At 68.5% G+C, this 20454-nt stretch carries 23 protein-coding genes; 18 read left to right on the top strand and 5 right to left on the bottom strand.

What is annotated here, in order from left to right:
- Positions 1-38: 38 nt before the first annotated feature.
- From argJ to B146_RS0107345, 5 genes are all read left to right on the top strand, one after another.
- Positions 39-1271, top strand: coding sequence for a bifunctional glutamate N-acetyltransferase/amino-acid acetyltransferase ArgJ (argJ, locus tag B146_RS0107365; protein WP_019995783.1), 1233 nt, complete (start codon positions 39-41; stop codon positions 1269-1271).
- Positions 1252-2040, top strand: a complete 789-nt coding sequence (locus tag B146_RS0107360; RefSeq protein WP_026358422.1) for a GNAT family N-acetyltransferase — start codon at positions 1252-1254, stop codon at positions 2038-2040. The genes argJ and B146_RS0107360 overlap by 20 nt, the downstream gene beginning before the upstream one ends.
- Positions 2041-2065: 25 nt before the next feature.
- Positions 2066-2473 (top strand): 8-oxo-dGTP diphosphatase MutT, encoded by a 408-nt coding sequence (gene mutT / locus B146_RS0107355; RefSeq protein WP_019995781.1) that lies wholly within the window; start codon positions 2066-2068, stop codon positions 2471-2473.
- Positions 2474-2576: 103 nt separating this feature from the next.
- On the top strand, positions 2577-2855 hold the full coding sequence (locus B146_RS0107350) for a hypothetical protein (RefSeq protein ID WP_019995780.1): 279 nt from the start codon (positions 2577-2579) through the stop codon (positions 2853-2855).
- 5 nt (positions 2856-2860) lie between these two features.
- Complete coding sequence (locus B146_RS0107345) at positions 2861-3055, top strand: Flp family type IVb pilin (protein ID WP_026358421.1); 195 nt, start codon at positions 2861-2863, stop codon at positions 3053-3055.
- 67 nt (positions 3056-3122) lie between these two features.
- On the opposite strand, the gene B146_RS0107340 is transcribed toward B146_RS0107345, so the two are convergent.
- Positions 3123-4007 carry a class I SAM-dependent methyltransferase gene (locus B146_RS0107340; RefSeq protein WP_019995778.1) on the bottom strand — a complete coding sequence of 295 codons (885 nt, stop codon included), beginning with the start codon at positions 4005-4007 and terminating at the stop codon, positions 3123-3125.
- A 181-nt stretch (positions 4008-4188) separates the two neighbouring features.
- Here B146_RS0107340 and B146_RS0107335 point away from each other — a divergent pair, with 181 nt between their 5' ends.
- The 6 genes from B146_RS0107335 to B146_RS0107310 are packed head-to-tail and all read left to right on the top strand — an operon-like array spanning position 4189 to position 7289.
- On the top strand, positions 4189-4935 hold the full coding sequence (locus B146_RS0107335; protein WP_019995777.1) for a ComF family protein: 747 nt from the start codon (positions 4189-4191) through the stop codon (positions 4933-4935).
- A 45-nt stretch (positions 4936-4980) separates the two neighbouring features.
- Positions 4981-5238, top strand: a complete 258-nt coding sequence (grxC, locus tag B146_RS0107330; protein ID WP_026358420.1) for a glutaredoxin 3 — start codon at positions 4981-4983, stop codon at positions 5236-5238.
- Positions 5239-5252: 14 nt separating this feature from the next.
- Entirely contained in the window at positions 5253-6140 is an 888-nt protein-coding gene (locus B146_RS0107325) for a carbon-nitrogen hydrolase family protein (protein WP_019995775.1), read from the top strand.
- On the top strand, positions 6137-6640 hold the full coding sequence (locus tag B146_RS0107320) for a DUF1178 family protein (protein WP_019995774.1): 504 nt from the start codon (positions 6137-6139) through the stop codon (positions 6638-6640). The genes B146_RS0107325 and B146_RS0107320 overlap by 4 nt, the downstream gene beginning before the upstream one ends.
- Before the next feature lie 5 nt (positions 6641-6645).
- Positions 6646-6960 carry a DUF1289 domain-containing protein gene (locus tag B146_RS0107315; RefSeq protein WP_019995773.1) on the top strand — a complete coding sequence of 105 codons (315 nt, stop codon included), beginning with the start codon at positions 6646-6648 and terminating at the stop codon, positions 6958-6960.
- 38 nt (positions 6961-6998) lie between these two features.
- Complete coding sequence (locus B146_RS0107310; protein WP_019995772.1) at positions 6999-7289, top strand: DUF1289 domain-containing protein; 291 nt, start codon at positions 6999-7001, stop codon at positions 7287-7289.
- A 99-nt stretch (positions 7290-7388) separates the two neighbouring features.
- On the opposite strand, the gene B146_RS0107305 is transcribed toward B146_RS0107310, so the two are convergent.
- The 4 genes from B146_RS0107305 to B146_RS29745 form a co-directional block, all read right to left on the bottom strand.
- On the bottom strand, positions 7389-7871 hold the full coding sequence (locus B146_RS0107305; RefSeq protein WP_019995771.1) for a Dps family protein: 483 nt from the start codon (positions 7869-7871) through the stop codon (positions 7389-7391).
- Between the two features lie 290 nt (positions 7872-8161).
- Positions 8162-8638 (bottom strand): hypothetical protein, encoded by a 477-nt coding sequence (locus tag B146_RS0107300; RefSeq protein ID WP_060577660.1) that lies wholly within the window; start codon positions 8636-8638, stop codon positions 8162-8164.
- Positions 8639-8799: 161 nt separating this feature from the next.
- Positions 8800-9546: a bifunctional 2-polyprenyl-6-hydroxyphenol methylase/3-demethylubiquinol 3-O-methyltransferase UbiG gene (ubiG, locus tag B146_RS0107295; RefSeq protein WP_019995769.1), complete on the bottom strand. Its 747-nt coding sequence runs from the start codon at positions 9544-9546 to the stop codon at positions 8800-8802.
- Positions 9547-9691: 145 nt separating this feature from the next.
- On the bottom strand, positions 9692-9886 hold the full coding sequence (locus B146_RS29745; protein ID WP_244498191.1) for a hypothetical protein: 195 nt from the start codon (positions 9884-9886) through the stop codon (positions 9692-9694).
- On the opposite strand from B146_RS29745, the gene B146_RS0107290 reads away from it, so the two are divergent.
- The 7 genes from B146_RS0107290 to B146_RS28275 all read left to right on the top strand — a co-directional run.
- Positions 9830-11038, top strand: a complete 1209-nt coding sequence (locus tag B146_RS0107290) for an aspartate kinase (RefSeq protein WP_244877423.1) — start codon at positions 9830-9832, stop codon at positions 11036-11038. The two genes, B146_RS29745 and B146_RS0107290, sit on opposite strands and share 57 nt — an antisense overlap.
- Before the next feature lie 91 nt (positions 11039-11129).
- Positions 11130-13397 (top strand): phosphoenolpyruvate--protein phosphotransferase, encoded by a 2268-nt coding sequence (gene ptsP, locus B146_RS0107285; RefSeq protein ID WP_019995767.1) that lies wholly within the window; start codon positions 11130-11132, stop codon positions 13395-13397.
- A 75-nt stretch (positions 13398-13472) separates the two neighbouring features.
- On the top strand, positions 13473-14546 hold the full coding sequence (gene prfA / locus B146_RS0107280; protein WP_019995766.1) for a peptide chain release factor 1: 1074 nt from the start codon (positions 13473-13475) through the stop codon (positions 14544-14546).
- Between the two features lie 2 nt (positions 14547-14548).
- Positions 14549-15442, top strand: coding sequence for a peptide chain release factor N(5)-glutamine methyltransferase (gene prmC / locus B146_RS0107275; RefSeq protein ID WP_019995765.1), 894 nt, complete (start codon positions 14549-14551; stop codon positions 15440-15442).
- Positions 15443-15823: 381 nt separating this feature from the next.
- Positions 15824-17191, top strand: coding sequence for a DUF4167 domain-containing protein (locus tag B146_RS29545; protein ID WP_081630936.1), 1368 nt, complete (start codon positions 15824-15826; stop codon positions 17189-17191).
- A 267-nt stretch (positions 17192-17458) separates the two neighbouring features.
- Positions 17459-20074: an ATP-dependent chaperone ClpB gene (gene clpB / locus B146_RS0107265; protein WP_019995763.1), complete on the top strand. Its 2616-nt coding sequence runs from the start codon at positions 17459-17461 to the stop codon at positions 20072-20074.
- 191 nt (positions 20075-20265) lie between these two features.
- Positions 20266-20454 (top strand): helix-turn-helix domain-containing protein (locus tag B146_RS28275; protein ID WP_162141932.1); only part of this gene is annotated, 189 nt, incomplete at its 3' end.

Genomic DNA, 20454 nt, shown 5'->3' with positions numbered 1-20454 from the left:
GAAGCGCGCGTTCGCCCATCCTCCCAGAGGGAACAGCCATGGCCACCGCCGTTTCGCCGCTTGCCCCGACCTCCTATCCCGAGATGCCCGCGATCCCCGGCGTCGTCATCGCGACCGCCGAGGCGGGCATCAAGTACAAGAGCCGCACCGATCTGCTTCTGATGCGCTTCGAGGAAGGCACGAGCGTCGCGGGCGTCTTCACCACGTCGAAATGCCCCTCGGCGCCGGTGGATCATTGCCGCGCCGCGCTGAAGGCCGGCACGGCCCGCGCGGTTCTCGTCAATTCCGGCAATGCCAACGCCTTCACCGGCAAGAAGGGCCTCGCCACCTGCGAGGCGACGGCCAAGGCCATGGCCGATGCGCTCGGCTGCCGGCCGGACGAAGTGTTCCTGGCCTCGACCGGCGTCATCGGCGAGCCGCTCGACGCGGGCAAGATCAACGCCCAGATCCCCGCACTGATCGCGGGCACCGACGGCCTGCTGTGGCGCGAGGCGGCCAACGCCATCATGACCACCGACACCTATCCCAAGGTCGCGACCCGCACGGTTCCGCTCGGCGAGGCGAGCGTGACGCTGAACGGCATCGCCAAGGGCGCCGGCATGATCGCGCCCGACATGGCGACCATGCTCTCCTTCCTGGCGACGGATGCCAGGATCGCGCCCGCCGCGCTGCAGGCGCTCCTGGCCGAGGCGGTCGCCCCGAGCTTCAATTCGGTGACGGTGGATTCCGACACCTCGACCTCCGACACGCTCCTGCTCTTCGCCACCGGCAAGGCCGGCAATGCCGAAGTGACGGATGCCGCCGATCCGCGCCTCCAGCCCTTCCGCGAGGCGCTGAATGCGATGCTTCTGGATCTCGCGCGGCAGGTGGCGCGCGACGGCGAGGGCGCGCGCAAGGAAATTCAGGTGACCGTGTCGGGCGCGGTGGACGATCGCTCCGCCAAGCGCATCGCGCTTTCCATCGCCAATTCGCCGCTGGTGAAGACGGCGGTGGCCGGCGAGGACGCCAATTGGGGCCGCGTCGTCGCCGCCGTCGGCAAGGCCGGCGAGCCGGCCGAGCGCGATCGCCTCGCGATCTACTTCGGCGACGTGCGCGTCGCCGTCGAGGGCGAGCGCGACCCGGCCTATAGCGAGGCCGAAGCCTCGGCCGAGATGAAGAAGGACGAGATCGCGATCCGCGTCGAGCTCGGGCTCGGCGAGGGGCGCTGGACCGTCTATAGCTGCGATCTGACCAAGGAGTATGTCGCGATCAATGGCGACTACCGGAGCTGACGCGCCGCCGAGCCTTGCCGTGGTCCGTCGCCTCGAGGCGGCGGGCTTTCGAGCGTGGCCGGCGACGTCGACCTTTTTCGACGGCACCTGGGCCGTGCGGGTGACCACGAGCTTTCCGGCCAAGCGGCTGAACTCGGTCAACCCGCTCGACCGCTCGGACGACGCCAATCTGCCCGAGCGGATCGAGGCGGCGCGAAAGCGCTTTGCCGAGGTCGGCCGGCCGCTTCTGTTCCGCCAGTCGCCGCTCTGCTCGGAACGGCTCGCCGCCTATCTCGACGCGGAAGGCTGGTCGCGCTTCGGGGAAAGCCTCGTCTACACGGCCGATCTGTCCGAGATCGATCTCGGCGGCGGCATTGACCGCATCCCGATCCATGACGGGCAGCGCTATCTCGAAGCCTCGCTCGCGGTTCACGAGCGGCCCGCCTCGCTGCGGCCGGGCCTCGAAGCCGTGCTCGGCGCCATCCGCCCGCCGGCCGCCTTCTTCGTGCGCGAGGACGAGGCCGGCGCGCCGCTCGCCGTGGCGCTCGCGATCACCGACAACGATCTCGCCGGCATTCTCGATGTCGCCGTCGTGCCCGGCGCGCGGCGCCAGGGGCTCGGGCGCGATCTCGTCGTCACCGCGCTGCGCCACACGGTTCACCGGGGCGCGCGCACCGGCTGGCTGCAGGTGGAGGCGGAGAACGAGGCGGGGCTGGCGCTCTACCGCCGCCTCGGCTTCCGCGAGGCCTATCGCTATGTGTACCGCGCGCCGCCGGGCGTCGCTGTCTGACCCCACTTCGAAAGAGCCGCCGATCATGCCGACGCCCCGCCTGCTTCTCGTCGCCGCCTGTGCGCTGATCGATGCCGACAACCGCATTCTCCTGACCGAACGGCCCGAGGGAAAGAGCCTCGCCGGCCTTTGGGAGTTTCCGGGCGGCAAGGTGGAGGCGGGGGAGACGCCCGAGGAAACCCTGATCCGCGAACTTCGCGAGGAGATCGGCGTCGAGACCAAGGCCGATTGTCTGGCGCCGCTCACCTTCGCCAGCCACAATTACGAGAATTTCCACCTCCTGATGCCGCTCTACGTGTGCCGGCGCTATGAGGGCATCGCGCGGGGGCTGGAAGGGCAGCGGATCAAATGGGTGCGCGCGTCCGAGCTGCGCGCCTATCCCATGCCGCCGGCTGACCTGCCGCTGATTCCCTTCCTGGAGGATCTCCTGTGAAGGCAAACGGAAGTTTGGTCGTTAAGCATGGGGCTTAAAAGGCGGTTTACTCCTGCCGGGCAAAACTGAAGGGACGACTTGGCCGCATATGCCCGGAGGCCGCATGACGAAATCCCGATCCAAACGCCGCCTTCGCCGCAATGGTGGAACGGGAGCCGCGCTCCTGCGCGCGCTGCTTCTCGCGGGACCCCTGGCGATCGCCATCGTGGTGGGCCTGTCGCCGCGCGCCGAGCGCAGCCTCAGCAGCGAGGGCATCGACATGACCATGACCGGCTCGGTCAAGCCGTCCGGCTTCTCCTTCGCCATCGGCGGCCCGGCCTCGCCGACGCCCTTCGGCGCCTGCCTTCGCACGAGCGACGCCGCACCCCGGGGGATGTGTTGAAAGCCGTGGGTCGCCGCGTCGGCGCGCAGGCGTCGCGTTTTCACGCGAGCGAAGCCGGCGCGACTGCCATCGAGTATTCCGTCCTGATGTCGATCCTGGTTCTGGCCATCATCACGGGCGCGAGCGTCACGGGCACCAACCTGTCGGATCTGTTCAACGAGGTCATGCTGCAGGTTTCCGCGGCGCTGGCCAAATCCTGACGTCGGACCTGCCGGGACGGGGCCGGACGTGCCGGGCTGTCCCGTCCGGCACCTTATCGCGGGCCGTTCAGCCCTGCGGCTTCGGCTTCAGCGCTTCCGCGAGGCTCATCTGCGCGCTGCCGGGCTTCAGCGGCTTCTGCTGGCTGTCATGCGGTCGCCAGCCCGAGAGATAGATGATGTCGAACGTGGCGCGCAGGCGCCCGTCCGGGTCCGCGAAGCGCTCGGCGTAGATTTCGCCCGCCCGCAGAAACAGGCGGCGGCCGACCGGGCGACGCGAGCGCGCCCGCAAGACGTTGGTCATGCCCATGGCGCGCAGGTCGCGCATGAGGTGGAACAGCGTGTCGTAGCGCACCGTCAGCCGATCCTGGTCGATCACCGGCAGGGCGAAGCCCGTGCGCTGGAGCAGGCCTCCGGCGTCGCGCATGTCGGCAAAGGGTGCGACGCGCGGCGAGGCGCCGCCATAGATCTCGGCCTCGGCCGCCACGAGGCTGGAGCGCAGCTCGTTCAAGGTTTCGCCGCCCAGCAGCGCGGCCAGGAACAGTCCGTCCGGCCGCAGCGCCCGGCGAATCTGGACGAAGGCGCCCGGCGTGTCGTTGGTGAGATGCAGCGACAGGGCCGAGACGACGAGATCGACGCTTTCGTCGCGCAGCGGCAGCGCTTCCTCGTCCGCCACGATCCCGTTCTCGCCCTCGCGCAGGAAGCGCGCGTCGCGCTCCAAGCGCAGGATATGGTCCACCTGACCGCCGGCCTTCAGGCGCGCGGCGAGTTGCCCGCCATAGCCCGCCAGATCGACGCCGACGGCGAAGCGGCGCTGGACGAGCGACAGGCGGTCCACCAGTTCCTCGGCCACGGCCTGAAGCAGGAAATCGGCCCCCGGCTCGGCGCCGGCGGCCGCGCGCAGGCGCCGACGGTCGAGAAGGGAGCGGTCGAACGGAGCGGCGGCTTCGGTCATGGAAACGCCTCGGCAAGCGAGGCCGCGCGGCATAGCGCCCGCGGCAGGATGAGAATGCGGCCCTTGTGGCCGGCGTCGGGCGGTATATCGTCAAGTTTGCGCCGGAAGGCGAACGGAAATTCGCGAGACGACGTGTGGAACGCGCCGTTTCGCGCGCTGGAGGCATGGAGGACCGGGGCCGATGGGGCCGCTGCTGCACGCTTGGACGCTGGTGCCGCGTTCGCTGACGCGCTTCCTGTATCCCCCCGCCTGCCCCGGCTGCGGCGTGGCCGTCGGCGAGGCGAGGGGGCTTTGCCCGAGCTGCTGGAGCACGATGCGCTTCATCGAGCGGCCCTATTGCGAAGCGCTCGGCCTGCCCTTTTCCTTCGATCTCGGCCGGGGCTTCCTGTCGGCCGAGGCGATCGCCGATCCGCCGGTCTTCGCGCGGCTGCGCGCGGCGGTCGTCTACGAGGACCTCGCGGCGCGGCTCGTGTCGCGCCTGAAATATGGCGACCGGACCGATCTCGCCCCGCTCATGGCCGGCTGGATGCGCCGCGCAGGGGCCGAGCTGATCGCCGACGCCGAGCTGATCGTGCCGGTTCCGCTTCATCGCACGCGCCTGTTCCGCCGCCGCTTCAACCAGTCGGCCGAGCTGGCGCGGCTTCTGGCGGGCGGCCATCCGCCCTTCGCGCCCATGGCGCTCCGTCGCACGCGGCGCACGCGCTCGCAGGTCGGCCTCGGGCCGGCCGAGCGGCTCGCCAATGTGCGCGGCGCCTTCGAGGTGCCGGCGCGCGAGGCCGGCCAGGTCGCGGGCCGCCGGGTGCTTCTGGTGGACGACGTCTTCACAACGGGCGCCACCGTATCGAGCGCGGTGCGGGCGCTGAAGCGCGCCGGCGCGCGCGAGGTGGATGTCCTCGTCTTCGCAAGGGTTGCGGCCGGGCGCGCTTGACCGCATATGGTCTGGCTGATCCGCCCCTGCTCCAAGGACGCCGCCATGCCTCCCGTCACGATCTATACCCGCCAGCTTTGCGGCTACTGCGCGCGCGCCAAGCAGCTCTTGAGCGCCAAGGGCGTCCAGTTCGAGGAAAAGGACGCGACGGTGAACCCGGCCTTCCGGCAGGAGATGATGCAGCGCGCGCCGGGCAGCACGACCTTCCCGCAGATCTTCATCGGCGAGACGCATGTCGGCGGCTGCGACGATCTCCACGCGCTGGATCGGGCCGGCAAGCTCGACCCGCTTCTGGCCGCCTGAAAGGAGAAAGCCTCGTGACCGTCTTCAAGGCCGCCCTCGTTCAGATGCGCTCCGGCGTCGACCCGGCGCGCAACGCCGAGACCATGGAGCGCCTCGTCGGCGAGGCCGTCGCCAAGGGCGCGCACTATGTGCAGACGCCGGAAATGACCGGCATCCTGTGCCGCGACAAGACGGTGTTCCGCGCCCATCTGAAACCCGCCGAGGCCGATCCGGTCGTGGCCGCCGCGCGCGCCCTGGCGCGCCGCCACGCCATCACGCTGCATCTCGGCTCGACCGCCGTGGAAGCGCCGGGCGGCATGGCCGCCAATCGCGCCTTTCTGATCGGGCCGGACGGCGAGACGATCACGACCTACGACAAGATCCACATGTTCGACGTCGATCTCGACAAGGGCGAGAGCTGGCGCGAATCGGCGACCTACCAGCCGGGCACCGAAGCCAACGTCGCCGATATCGCGGTCGGCGAGGGCACGGCGCGGCTCGGCTTTGCCGTGTGCTACGACATGCGCTTTCCCGAGCTGTTCCGCGCCGAGGCGCTGGCGGGGGCCGGGATTCTGACCGCGCCCGCCGCCTTCACGCGCCAGACGGGCGAGGCGCATTGGCACATTCTCCTGCGCGCCCGCGCCATCGAGAACAATTGCTTCATGCTGGCGGCCGCCCAGGGCGGGCTGCACGAGGACGGACGCGAGACCTTCGGTCATTCGATCGCGATCGACCCCTGGGGCCGCGTGCTCGCGGAAATCACGGGCGACGAGCCGGGCGTCGTGGTGACGGAGATCGACACCGCGCGCGTCGCCGAAATTCGCGCCAAGATCCCCAATCTCAAGAACCGCCGCCGCTTCGAGGCGCCCGCGCCGCGCGGCGACTGCGCGCCCGCATCCGGGGAGGCCGAGGCGCGCGGATGATCCATTATTCGCTCCGCTGCGCGCCCGCCGGCCACGGCTTCGACGGCTGGTTCCGCTCCGGCGCGGATTTCGACGCGCAGGCCGCGCGCGGCCTGCTCGAATGCCCGGTCTGCGGCTCGGACGCGGTGGAGAAGGCCCTGATGCGGCCGGCCGTCGCGAGTTCCGAGCGAAGCGCCGGCGCGGGCCGCGAGGAAGCGTCGGATGCGCCAGGCCCGAGCGGCGCATCGGCCGTCGCCGCGCCCCGGGCCGGCCCGGTGGTCGCCGGCGCGCCGCCGGAAATGGCCGAGATGTTCGCGCGTCTGCAGGAGCTTGCCCGCGAGGTTCGCGCCAAGGCCGATTATGTCGGCGGCGGCTTTGCCGAGGAAGCGCGGCGCATTCATTACGGCGAGGCCGAGGAGCGGCAGATCTACGGCGAAGCCTCGAGCGGCGAGGTGCGCTCGCTTCTGGAAGAGGGCATCGCCGCCATTCCGCTCCCACCCCTGCCCGAAGACAAGAACTGAGCACCATGGCCAAGACCAAGACCTGGGCGAAGGCCCCGTCGCCCTGCATCTCCGTCTGCAAGTTCCGCGACAACGGCCATTGCATCGGCTGCGGCATGACCAAGCCGGAAAAGAAGCGCTTCAAGCGCCTGGATGGCAAGGCGGAGAAGAAGGGCTTCCTGACGCTCCTCGTCGCGCGGCTGGAGGCGTCCGGGCGTCTCGGCTACTGGTCGCGCATGTATCGGCGCCGCTGCGAGAAGAAGAGCCGGCCGTGCCCGCTCGACAAGCTGGAGAGCGCGGCCTTGCCCGCCGCCCTCGACAAGACGCCCAAGGCCGCCTAGCTGAGGGGCGAACTGGTTTTCTGTTAGGCGATCACCGAATGACGGTTTCCGCGATTTGGGCCGATGCTCCGAGCCCGTGCGTCGATGTCTGCAAGTACAAGCGGGCGGGGCGCTGCGTCGGCTGCATGATGACCAAGATGGAGAAGGATTCCTTCCCGCGCTCCGGCAGCGCCGAGGCCAAGAAGCGCTTCTTCGACGATCTGATGGGGCGCCTGCGCTCCGAGCACAAGAACCCCGCCTTCTGGGCCATCGCCTACAGGCGCAAATGCGAGCGCGAGGGCGTTCCCTGTCCGCTGGACGAGGAGGCGGGCGCGGAAAGCGCCGGCTGAGCGCAGCCCGCCGGCTAGCCCTTCCTTTGCGAACACCCCAAAAGAAAAGGCCCGCCGGATCGCTCCGACGGGCCTTTCTAGATTAACGAACCGAGCCGATCAGGCGGCGGTCGTCTTGAGGTGGGCGCGGAGCATCCACGCGAACTTGTCGTGCTTCTCGATGCGGCCGGTGGCCATGTCGTTGGTCGCCCAGTCGCCATGCTGCTCGGCGACCTGCGCGAGCGCCGAAAGCGTCGCCGACAGGGTCTCCTGGTCCTTCATGAGGACTTCGACCATGGTCTTGGCGTCGGTGCGGCCGTCATGCTCGGGAACCGCCGAACGCTCGAGATAGAGCGAGTAGCGGCCTTCGGCATGGGCGTCGAACGCCTTGATGCGCTCGGCGAGGAGGTCCTGCGCCTCGAAGTGATCCTCGTAGATCTCCTGAAACAGCTCATGCAGAGCGCCGAAGCTCATGCCCGTGACGTTCCAGTGGAAGTTCTGAGCCTTCAGCGTCTCCACGGCGGTCTCGGCAAGAGCCTGCGTAAGGCCATTGACGATGTCTTCCTTGGCGGACGGCTCGATCTTGGCGGCGACGAAACCCATGGGATTCTCCTTTGATGACGAGATGGTTCGATTGTGATTCGGGGCAAGGAGGCGATTGCCTCTTTGGAATGGTTCTAAACTACGCGCTCCCGGCTAAGGATTCAAGCTCTCTTTTGGAATCATTCTAAACTGAGGAACGAAAAACGCCCAACCCACCCTAAGGGGCAAAGATCAAATCGGCGCGACAAGACGCGGATAAGCAGGGAATGGGAAAGGGGAGCGGCGGGAAGGCGCGTCCCGAAGGGCGGACCGGCTCGATCGGGCGAGGCCGGTGCGCGCCGCATGGGCGATCAGGCCGCCGCGTCGAGCGCGCGAACCATGCCATGCGAGAGAAAGCGCATCCAGCGCCGGGAGGCGGGGCGGACGCGCCAGGAGACGAGCGCGCCGGCGGCCGCGTCCTGGCCCGAGCGCCAGGCGCCGACGAGGCGCAGGAGCCAGCATTCGTCGTCGCTGACGTCGCTCGCGCCGGGACGATAGAAGCCCATTTCGGAGGTCGCGTGATCGCACAGGGCGCGGAAGAAGGCCGTCGCGTAGCGGTCGAGCGAGGCGGTGGGCTGGCCCGCGAGAACGTAGCAGGCGCGCTCCAGATCGGCCTTGGGGGCCAGCTGCGAGCGCAGCGCCAGCCAGCGCAGGCGCTCCAGGTCGAGCCGCTGCGCCGGCGTCAGCTCGCGCGCCGCCGCCACGCGCTCGGCGGTGGGACAACGCGGGAACGCCAGAACCCGGGTCTCGTCACGCTCCGGGTGGAACCGCATCGCAAGGGCTGCCATCGATCGCTCTGCCTTTGTCGCGGAGCGAAAAACGCGCCGCGCTAAAACCTGACCACAAACGGAAGCATTCTTTAGCAGAGGATCGCGGCGACCGAAAGGGGCTCGCGAAGCCCGTCCGGCAACCCGGCCGGGCCGGGCGACGGGTTTTTCAGGCCAAGCTCTCAGCCCCGGCGCGCGAGCATCATGTAGTTCACGTCCATGTCGCGAGAGCGGCGCCACTCGTCGGCGAGCGGATGGTAGACGACGCCCGTCTGGTCGATGAAGGCGAGGCCCTCGCCCTCGACGGGGCGGCGGATTTCCTCGGGGCGCACGAGCTTGGAGAACTGGTGCGTGCCGCGCGGCAGCCAGCCGAGCACATATTCCGCGCCGACGATGGCGAACGCCATGGCCTTCATCGTGCGGTTGATCGTGGCGACGAAGAGAAGCCCGCCCGGCTTCACCATGCGCGCGGCCGAGCGCAGGAAGAGATCGACGTCGGAGACGTGCTCCACGACTTCGAGCGCCAGCACGACGTCGAAGCGCTCGCCCGCCTGATCCAGCGCTTCGGCCGTCTCGGCGCGGTAGTCGATCGACAGGCCGCCCTGCGCGGCATGGATCTTGGCGACCTCGATATTGGTGGCGGAGGCATCGGCGCCGAGCATCTCCGCTCCCAGGCGCGCCAGCGGCTCGCAGATCAGCCCGCCGCCGCAGCCGATGTCGAGCATGCGCAGGCCGGTGAAGGGCGTCAGCGACTGAAGGTCCCGCCCGAAATTCATGGCGATCTCTTCGCGCAGATAGGCGAGGCGCACCGGATTGAACTTGTGCAGCGGCTTGAACTTGCCGGTCGGGTTCCACCATTCGGCCGACAGGCGCGAGAAGCGTTCCACCTCGCCCGCGTCCACCGTCGTCTGCCGCGCTGCGTCCGCCATGGTTCTCTCCGATCGGCCTCGTGCTTGCGCCCGGCATGTTCCGCGCACGCCTCGAATGTCAAGCGGGGGAGGGCGCCGGTTCACCTTGCGAAACCGCGCGGGTTCGGTTAACTCGGCCCGCCTGCCTTCGGCTTCTTCGCTTCATTCAAGGGAACACGCCGCCGGCCGGCGTTTCTTTATCCTGGGTCTGCCCCGCGCCTTCGTTCGCGATGCCGGCCCTTGCTGGCACGATGGTTTCATGGCGCGTCTCGTTCTCAAATTCGGCGGCACCTCCGTCGCCGACATCGCCCGAATCCGAAACGTGGCCCGCCATGTGAAACGCGAGGTCGACGCGGGTCATCAGGTGGCCGTGGTGGTCTCGGCCATGTCCGGCAAGACCAACGAACTGGTCGGCTGGTGCACCGAAGCCTCCCCCATGCACGACGCGCGCGAATACGACGCGGTCGTGGCGTCGGGCGAGCAGGTCACGGCGGGGCTCCTGGCCATCACGCTTCAGAACATGGGCATCAACGCCCGCTCCTGGCAGGGCTGGCAGATCCCGATCCGCACCGACGGCGCCCACGCCTCGGCGCGCATCCAGGAGATCGACGGCTCCGAGATCGTGCGCCGCTTCGGCGAGGGGCAGGTGGCCGTGATCGCCGGCTTCCAGGGACTGGCGCCCGACAACCGGATCGCCACGCTCGGGCGCGGCGGGTCGGACACCTCGGCGGTGGCCGTCGCGGCCGCGCTGAAGGCCGATCGCTGCGACATCTACACGGACGTGGACGGCGTCTACACGACCGATCCGCGCATCGAGCCCAAGGCCCGGCGCATGCCGCGCGTGTCCTTCGAGGAAATGCTCGAAATGGCCTCGCTCGGCGCCAAGGTGCTTCAGGTGCGCTCGGTCGAGCTCGCCATGGTCCACAAGGTGCGCACCTTCGTGCGCTCCTCCTTCGAGGACCCGGACGCGCCGGGCATGGGCGATTTCCTGAACCCGCCCGGCACACTCATTTGCGACGAGGATGAAATCGTGGAACAGCAGGTCGTCACCGGCATCGCCTACGCCAAGGATGAGGCGCAGATCTCGCTGCGCCGCGTCGAGGACCAGCCGGGCGTCGCCGCCGCCATCTTCGGCCCGCTCGCCGACGCCGGCGTCAATGTCGACATGATCGTGCAGAACGTCTCGGAAGACGGCACGCGCACCGACATGACCTTCACCGTGCCGGCCGGCGACCTCGCCAAGGCCATGCAGGTGATCGAGAACGCCAAGGCCGAGATGCGCTTCGACGTCGTCCAGTCCGAGCGCGACCTCACCAAGGTTTCGGTGATCGGCATCGGCATGCGCTCGCACACGGGCGTCGCCGCCACCGCCTTCAAGGCGCTGGCCGCGCGGGGCATCAACATTCGCGCGATCACGACCTCGGAGATCAAGATCTCCATCCTGATCGACCGCGAATATACCGAGCTGGCCGTGCGGAGCTTGCATTCCGTCTACGGTCTCGACAAAGCTTGATTTTGAGGGCGCCCGGTTCGGGCGCCCGTCCCTTCGTCCCGGCCGGAGCGATCCGACCGGGAAGGCTCATCGCTGACGGAAGACGCCTCTGATGCGAAGCGACTCCTCGGGACCGCGCATGTTGATGCGCCGGATCAGGGAACTCATGGCCGAGCCGCTGGAGCCACAGGCCCGGCTCGACGAGATCGTTCGTCAGATCGCCGCCAATATGGTGGCCGAAGTCTGCTCGCTCTACGTCCTGCGCGCCGACGGGGTCCTGGAACTCTACGCCACCGAGGGCCTCAATCCGGGCTCCGTGCATCTGGCGCAGCTGCGCCTCGGCGAAGGCCTCGTCGGCACGATCGCCGCCACGGCCAGAGCCCTGAACCTGCAGGACGCGCAGAAGCACCCCGCCTTCACCTATCTGCCCGAAACGGGCGAGGAGATCTTCCTCTCGTTCCTCGGCGTGCCGATCCTGCGCGCCGGGCGCACGCTCGGCGTTCTCGTCGTGCAGAACAAGGAAAAGCGCACCTATCGCGACGAGGAGATCGAGGCGCTCGAGACCGTCGCCATGGTGGTGGCCGAGATGATCGCCGCCGGCAGCCTGGAAGGCCTGTCGCGCCCCGGCGTCGTTCTCGATCTATCGCGCCCCGTTCATTTCAAGGGCATCGCGCTCGCCGACGGCATCGGCCTCGGCCATGTCGTGCTGCACGAACCGCGCGTCGTCGTCACCAATCTCTTCAACGAGGACGCCGAGGCCGAGGTCTCGCGTCTCGACCGCGCGGTTTCGAACCTCCGCATCTCGATCGAGGACATGCTCTCGCGCCGCGACATGGCGGCGGAGGGCGAGCATCGCGCCGTTCTCGAAGCCTATCGCATGTTCGCCCATGACCGGGGCTGGGTGCGGCGGCTGGAAGAGGCCGTGCGCAACGGCCTGACCGCCGAGGCGTCGGTGGAAAAAGTGCAGAACGACATGCGCGCGCGCATGATGCACATGACCGACCCGTACCTGCGCGAGCGGCTGCACGATTTCGACGATCTCGCCAACCGGCTCCTGCGCGAGCTGATGGGCCGCTCGGGCGACATGTTCGCGGAAGGCTCGTCGGGCGACGCCGTGATCGTGGCGCGCTCCATGGGCGCGGCCGAGCTTCTCGACTACCGCCGCGACCAGATTCGTGGCCTCGTCCTCGAGGAAGGGGCGCCGACGAGCCATGTCGTGATCGTCGCCCGCGCGCTCGGCATTCCCGTGGTCGGACAGGCCAAGGGCGCCGTGTCCATGTCGGAAAAGGGCGACGCCATCATCGTGGACGGCGAGGAGGGGAGCGTTCACCTGCGCCCCGCCGCCGATATCGAGAGCGTCTTCGCCGAGCGCGTGAAGTTCCGCGCCAAGCGCCAGCAGCGCTATCTCGCCCTGCGCGACGTGCCGGCTCGCACGCGCGACGGGCAGGATGTCGATCTGATGATGAATGCCGGTCTCCTCGTGGACCTGCCGCAGCTGGAAGCCGCGGGCGCCGCCGGCATCGGCCTGTTCCGCACCGAGCTGCAGTTCATGATCGCCTCGACCATGCCCAAGACCAGCGATCAGGAGCGGCTCTACGCCGCCGTGCTGGACGCGGCCAACAACAAGCCGGTCACCTTCCGCACGCTCGATATCGGCGGCGACAAGGTCCTGCCCTATCTGCACCAGAGCCCGGAAGAGAACCCGGCGCTCGGCTATCGCGCCCTGCGTCTGGCGCTCGACCGGCCCGGCCTCATGCGCACCCAGCTTCGCGCGCTTCTGAAGGCGGCGGGCGGGCGCGAGCTGCGCGTCATGTTCCCGATGGTGACCGATCTCAACGAGATGCGGCAGGCGCGCGACCTCATCAGCCGCGAGTTCAAGCACCTGACGCGCTTCGGCCATGTCATGCCGCGCCGCTTGAAGCTCGGCGCGATGATCGAGGTGCCCTCGCTTCTCTTCCAACTGGACGAGCTGATGCAGCTCGTCGATTTCGTGTCGATCGGCTCCAACGATCTGTTCCAGTTCTTCTCGGCGGTGGACCGGGGCAATGCGCAGATCGCCGGGCGCTTCGACGATCTCTCGACACCCTTCATGCGGGCACTGCGCGAGATCCTGGAAGCGGCCAAGCGCAATTCCGTTTCGGTGACGCTCTGCGGCGAGATGGCGGGCCGCCCGCTCTCGGCCATGGCGCTGATCGGGCTCGGCTTCCGCTCCATTTCCATGACCTCGGCGGCGATCGGCCCGGTCAAGGCCATGCTGGTGGAACTCGACGCCGAGGCCTTGCATCGGCGCATTTCCGCCCATCTGGTCGAGAAGCACCCGAAGCAGACCTTCCGTCAGCTTCTGGAAGAGTTCGCGAGCGCGAATTCGATCCCCTGCTGAACGCACGCACGAACCGCGCGCAGAACGGCTCCCCCTTGCGGGGTGCCGAGCGCGCGCCCGCTACAAGGGCGAAGAATGGCCATCCTTCCCGAAAACACCATGACGGAAATCCTGAGGCGGGCCGACCAGCTTCAGGCCGAAATGGCGTCCGGCCCGGACCATGAGATCTATGCCAAGCTCGCGACCGAATGGTCGGGGTTGGAAGACGTGGTGGCGGGCATCCGCACCTATCGCGCCGCGGAGCGCGAACTCGCCGACCTCAAGGACATGCTCTCAGACCCGGCCTCCGACCGCGAGATGCGCGATCTCGCCGCGAGCGAGATCGGCGAGGTCGAGGTGCGGTTGGAAACCCTTTCGGCCGAGCTTCTGATCCTGCTTCTGCCCAAGGACGCGGCCGACGCCAAGGGCGCGATCCTCGAAATCCGCGCCGGCACGGGCGGCTCGGAAGCCGGGCTCTTCGCGGGCGATCTCTTCCGCATGTACCAGCGCTATGCCGACAGCCGGGGCTGGCGCGTCGAGGTGCTCGAAGCCTCCGAGGGGGAAGCGGGCGGCTATCGCGAAGTCGTGGCCTCGGTGAAGGGCGTCGGCGTGTTCTCGCGTCTCAAGTTCGAATCGGGCGTCCACCGCGTCCAGCGCGTGCCCGCCACCGAATCGCAGGGGCGCATCCACACATCCGCCGCGACGGTCGCCGTTCTGCCGGAGGCCGAAGAGGTCGATATCGAAATCCGCAACGAGGACATCCGCATCGACACGATGCGCTCGTCGGGCGCCGGCGGCCAGCACGTCAACACGACCGATTCGGCCGTGCGCATCACGCATCTGCCGACCGGCATCGTCGTCACCTCCTCGGAAAAGTCCCAGCACCAGAACCGGGCGCGGGCCATGCAGGTCCTGCGCGCGCGCCTCTTCGACATGGAGCGCTCGCGCATCGACGCCGAGCGCTCGGCCGACCGCAAGGCGCAGGTCGGCTCGGGCGACCGCTCCGAGCGCATCCGCACCTATAATTTCCCGCAGGGGCGCGTCACCGACCACCGCATCAACCTGACGCTCTACAAGCTCGACCGCGTGATCGAGGGCGAGATGGACGAACTGGTGGATGCGCTGGTCGCGGACGATCAGGCGACGCGTCTGGCCGCCATGGGCGCCTGAGCGTGAGCGAGGGGACGATCGGCAGCGTGAGCGAGGCGACGATCGGCGCGCTGCACCGCGCGCTGCGCCAGGCCTTGCGGAACGCGGGCTTCGAGACGCCCGATCTCGACGCGCGGCTTCTCGTCTGCGACACGTTCGCGCTCGACGCGGCCGGGCTGATCCTGCGGGCCGACGAGCCTGTCGCGCCGGAAGGGGCCGAGCGGCTCCGTGAGCGGACGCGGCGCCGTCTGGCGGGCGAGCCGGTCGGGCGCATTCTCGGGCGCCGCTTCTTCTTCGAACACGAGTTCCAGCTGTCCCCCGACACGCTGGAGCCCCGGCCGGACACGGAAGTGCTGGTCGAACTCGCCGCCGAGGCGTTCCGCAAAAAGGGCACTGGAAACCTCCTCTTCGCCGATGTCGGCGTCGGCACGGGCGCGATCGGCGTGTCGCTTCTGGCCTTGTTTCCGGAAAGCCGCTGCGTCGCCATCGACCTGTCGGAGGGCGCTCTCGATACGGCGCTGGAGAACGCGCGTGCGGCGGGCGTCGCGGATCGCTTCCTGCCGCTGCGGGGCGATTATCTCGGCGCGATCGGGCCCGGCTCGCTCGCCGCCGTGGTCAGCAACCCGCCCTATATTCCGAGCCGCGACGTCGACGCGCTGGACCCGGGCGTTCGCGAGCACGATCCGCGCTTGGCACTTGACGGCGGGGCGGACGGGCTCGACGCCTATCGCGCGTTGACGCAAGCCGCACGGCTTTGCCTGGCGCCGGGAGGCGATCTCCTTCTCGAAATCGGCATCGGGCAGGAGCGCGACGTGCGCGCTTTGGGCGAGGGAGCGGGCCTCGTCTGGCGCCAAACCCGCGCGGACCTTGCGGGGATCGCCCGCGCCCTGTGGTTTCAAAGCGACGATCGCGCTTAAATATCAGGGGGAAAACCGCCAAACTGGTGCGAACTTCTCCTTCGCCCTGCAAAGACCTCTTGTGGGTTGGCGCGCGGATCACTACTAGAAGATTGAAAGACGGAATGATCGAGGGGGACGTCCCCTACGATCGGCCGGGTCCAAGCAACCCTGCCGAAGACGGGACGCTCGAGGAAGCTCCGTCCCGTCCGTCAGCGCGGCGAAGGGGATCGCCGCAATGGACAGCACACTCCCAGATGAGCGACGCCGGCCTAACCCGCGTGTTTCCGGCAGACTCCGAACAAGACCCGAGCGAAGCCGCCGAGCGTGCATTCGCGCCATGGAGCCCAACCGGCGAGCCCGATCGGCTTGAATGCCGGATATCCAAACGACAGGAAGCTCATGAGGCCAGGACAGCAGCAGAACAAGCAGCGGATGCGCGGGCGCAACAACAACGGACGCAAGGGCCCCAATCCCCTGTCCCGCTCGTTCGAGTCGAATGGTCCCGACGTCAAGATCCGCGGCACGGCGCAGCACATCGCCGACAAGTACACCACCCTGGCGCGTGACGCCGCCGCCTCCGGCGATCGGGTGATGGCCGAGAACTATCTTCAGCACGCCGAACATTACGGCCGGATCGTCGCCGCCGCGATGGGCGAGTTCAAGCCCTCGCAGCCCGAGCGCGATTTCGACGAGTTCGACGACGAGATGGAAGAGGGCGGCGCCGGCGAGGCGGCGGCTTTCGCCCCGCAGGGCGAGCGCTCCGGCGGCCAGGGCTACAACGGCAACAATGGCGGCGAGCGCCAGCATCGCGAGCATCAGGGCCGCGACGGCCAGAACCGGGACGCGCAAAGCCGCGATTACCAGAATCGCGACGGCCAGAACCGGGATGGGCAGACCCGCGATTACCAGAATCGCGATGGTCAGAACCGGGACGGCCAGAACCGCGAAGGTCGCGACAACCGGGGTGACCGGGGCGAGCGCCGCGAGTTCCGCAACGACCGGGGCGAACGCGGCGAGCGCAACTTCAACCGCGATCGCAACGACAACAACGGCTATCGCGACCGCGACCGCCAGAACGCGCCGGCCGGCAGCGGCCCGCAGCCCTATCCCGCCGCACGCGAGGATGGCGGCGAGGCCCCGGCCGCGCCGCAGGGCGGCGAAGGGCAGCGCTTCGACGGCCCGCGCGGCGAGCGTGGCAATGGCGAACGGGGCGAGCGCCGCGAGAACCGCCGCGACCGCGATCGCGATCGTCCGCGCTTCAACGACCGTTCCGGCGAGCGCCGCTTCGAGGAACGCTTCGGCCGCATCGACGGCAGCCGCCCCGAAGGCGCCGGCGAGAATGCGGGCGAGGCTCCGGCCGCCGCCGCTCCTGAGCAGGCGCCGGCACAGCCCGCCGCGCCGGCCCCGGCGCCCGCCGCCGAAATCCGCGACGCGCAGCCCGCTGCGAGCGTGACGCCCGCCCCGGTGGAAGCCGCCAAGCCCGCGCCGGTCGAGGCGCAGGCTTCGTCGGACGACGCCGGCACCGAGCAGCGCCGCCCGCGCACCCGCACCCGCCGCGAACCCGCGCAGGACGAGGCGCCGGCCGCCGAGGTCGCGACCGAAGAGCCCAAGCGCCGCACCCGTGCGGCGAGCCCGGCGCCCGCCCCCGAGGCGGAAGCTGGCGACGCGGCGCCCAAGCGCAAGCCGGGCCGCCCGCGCAAGAAGAAGACCGACGAGGATGGCGGCGAGGGCGGCTCGTCCGATCTCGAACTCGCCTCCCACGACTGAGCCTTCTCCAGGACCCATCGAAAAGCCCGGCGCATTCCGCCGGGCTTTTTTGTTGCGCTTGAGAGAGCTTTCCGCCCGCGCGGGACGCCGAACGCTTCACGCCTGCGTGAAAATTTGTCTGTTCACCCGCATTCGAGAGGCGGCCTGCCTCTTTGATGCGGGCGAGGCGGCTCCCATATTCCGCTCAGCGGCTGGCCTGAAGGGCGGCCGACTTCGAAGACGGGCTCCATGCCGCCCAGCGGGTGGAGCACTGACAAGGAGACGAATATGGATATGGAACGCTACACCGAGCGGGTTCGCGGCTTCATGCAGGCGGCGCAGACGCTGGCCCTGTCGCGCGATCACCAGCAATTCCTGCCCGAGCACCTGTTGAAGGTGCTGGTGGACGACAATGAGGGCCTCGCCTCCGGGCTGATCGACCGCGCGGGCGGCCGCTCCAAGGACGTGCGCCTCGGCGTCGACGCCGCGCTCGACGCGCTGCCGCGCGTGTCGGGCGGCAACGGACAGATCTATCTGGCCGCGCCGACGGCCAAGGTCTTCGCCACGGCCGAGGAGATCGCCAAGAAGGCGGGCGACAGTTTCGTCACCGTCGAACGGCTGCTTCTCGCCCTCGCGATGGAAAAGAGCGCCAAGACGGCCGAGATCCTGTCGAAGGCCGGCGTCAATCCGCAGGCTCTGAATGCCGCGATCAACGATCTGCGCAAGGGCCGCACGGCCGACTCGGCCTCCGCTGAGCAGGGCTATGACGCGCTCAAGAAATATGCCCGCGACCTCACCAAGGACGCGCGCGAGGGCAAGCTCGACCCGGTGATCGGCCGCGACGACGAAATCCGTCGCACGATCCAGGTCCTGTCCCGCCGAACCAAGAACAATCCGGTGCTGATCGGCGAGCCCGGCGTCGGCAAGACGGCGATCGCCGAAGGTCTGGCGCTGCGCCTCGTGAATGGCGACGTGCCCGAAAGCTTGCGCGACAAGCAGCTGATGGCGCTCGACATGGGCGCGCTGATCGCCGGCGCGAAATATCGCGGCGAGTTCGAGGAGCGCCTGAAGGCGGTTCTCTCCGAAGTCACGGCGGCGGAAGGGGGCATCATCCTCTTCATCGACGAGATGCACACGCTGGTCGGCGCGGGCAAGGCGGATGGCGCGATGGACGCGTCCAACCTCCTGAAACCCGCTCTGGCGCGCGGCGAGCTGCATTGCGTCGGCGCCACCACGCTCGACGAGTACCGCAAGCATGTCGAGAAGGACCCGGCGCTCGCCCGGCGCTTCCAGCCGGTCTTCGTGTCGGAGCCGACCGTCGAGGACACGATCTCGATCCTGCGCGGCCTGAAGGAAAAGTACGAGCAGCATCACAAGGTGCGCATCTCGGACTCGGCTTTGGTGGCCGCCGCGCAGCTATCGAACCGCTACATCACCGACCGCTTCCTGCCGGACAAGGCGATCGACCTCGTGGACGAGGGCGCGGCGCGCCTGCGCATGGCGGTCGATTCCAAGCCGGAGGCGCTGGACGAGATCGACCGGCGCGTCGTGCAGCTCAAGATCGAGCGCGAGGCGCTGAAGAAGGAGCATGACGACGGCTCGCGCTCCCGGCTGGAGCGGCTGGAGGCGGAACTTGCCAATCTGGAGGAGGAGTCCGACCGGCTCACCACCTCCTGGCAGGCCGAGAAGTCCAAGCTCGGGCTGGCGGCCGACCTCAAGAAGCGCCTGGACGAGGCGCGCAACGAACTCGCCATCGCGCAGCGCAAGGGCGAGTATCAGCGCGCGGGCGAACTCGCCTATGGCGAGATCCCCAAGCTCGAGCGCGAGCTGACGGAGGCGGAAGCCGCCGACGGCAAGGTCTCGATGGTCGAGGAGACGGTGACGGCCGACCATATCGGTCAGGTCGTCTCCCGCTGGACCGGCATTCCGGTGGACCGGATGATGCAGGGCGAGCGCGAGAAGCTCCTGTCCATGGAGGACGCGATCGCCAAGCGCGTCGTGGGGCAGGGCGAGGCCGTGCAAGCCGTGTCGAAGGCCGTGCGGCGCGCGCGCGCCGGCCTGCAGGACCCGAACCGTCCGATCGGCTCCTTCATGTTCTTGGGACCCACGGGCGTCGGCAAGACGGAGCTGACCAAGGCGCTCGCCACGTTCCTCTTCGACGAGGACACGGCGATGGTGCGCATCGACATGTCGGAATTCATGGAGAAACACTCCGTGGCCCGGCTGATCGGCGCGCCTCCGGGCTATGTCGGCTACGAGGAAGGCGGCGTTCTGACCGAGGCCGTCCGGCGTCGGCCCTATCAGGTGATCCTGTTCGACGAGATCGAGAAGGCGCATCCGGACGTGTTCAACATCCTCCTGCAGGTGCTGGACGACGGACGCCTGACCGACGGGCAGGGCCGCACGGTGGACTTCCGCAACACGCTGATCGTCATGACCTCCAATCTCGGCTCCGAATATCTCGTCGCCCTTCGCGACGACGAGGACGTGGACGCCGTGCGGGGTCAGGTGATGGACGTGGTGCGCACGGCCTTCCGCCCGGAATTCCTGAACCGCGTGGACGAAATCGTCCTGTTCCATCGCCTCAAGCGGGCCGACATGGGCGCGATCGTCGATATCCAGATGAAGCGTCTGGAGAAGCTTCTGGAAGAGCGCAAGATCGTGCTGGAACTCGACGACTCGGCGCGCGACTGGCTGGCCGAGCGCGGCTACGATCCCGCCTATGGCGCGCGCCCCTTGAAGCGCGTCATCCAGCGCGAGGTGCAGGACCCGCTCGCCGAGCGTATCCTCATGGGCCAGGTGAAGGACGAGGACCGCGTGAAGATTTCGGGCGGCACGGATCGCCTCAACTTCTACGTCGTCGGCTCCAAGTCGGCCGCGAACGGCGAACTCGTCGCGGCCTGATCGGCCCGACCGGACACACGAAAAGACCGGACAAACGAAAAGGGCGGCCCGAAAGGACCGCCCTTTTTCATGGGCTCGAAACGTCGATCGACGATCTTAGAGCGTTTCGGGTTTTATCGGAATCGACTTGTGGTTCCGATCGCGGCTGATGTGTGATTCAAGATGCTGACTGGATGGGAGGCCGGCATCGGATGACAGCACCTCTTTCGCATGATCTTCGCCAGCGGGTCGTTGGTGCGATCGAAGCCGGCGAGAGCTGCCGATCTGCGGCCACGCGGTTTGGGGTCGCGGTGTCCTCGGCGGTAAAGTGGTCGCAACGTTATCGCACGACGGGCTCGTTGGCTCCGGGCAAGATGGGCGGTCACCGTAAGCGGCTTCTC

It is taken from the genome of Aureimonas ureilytica DSM 18598 = NBRC 106430 (genome assembly GCF_000382705.1).
Lineage (GTDB): Bacteria > Pseudomonadota > Alphaproteobacteria > Rhizobiales > Rhizobiaceae > Aureimonas > Aureimonas ureilytica.
This window is presented reverse-complemented; position numbering and strand designations above follow the sequence as displayed.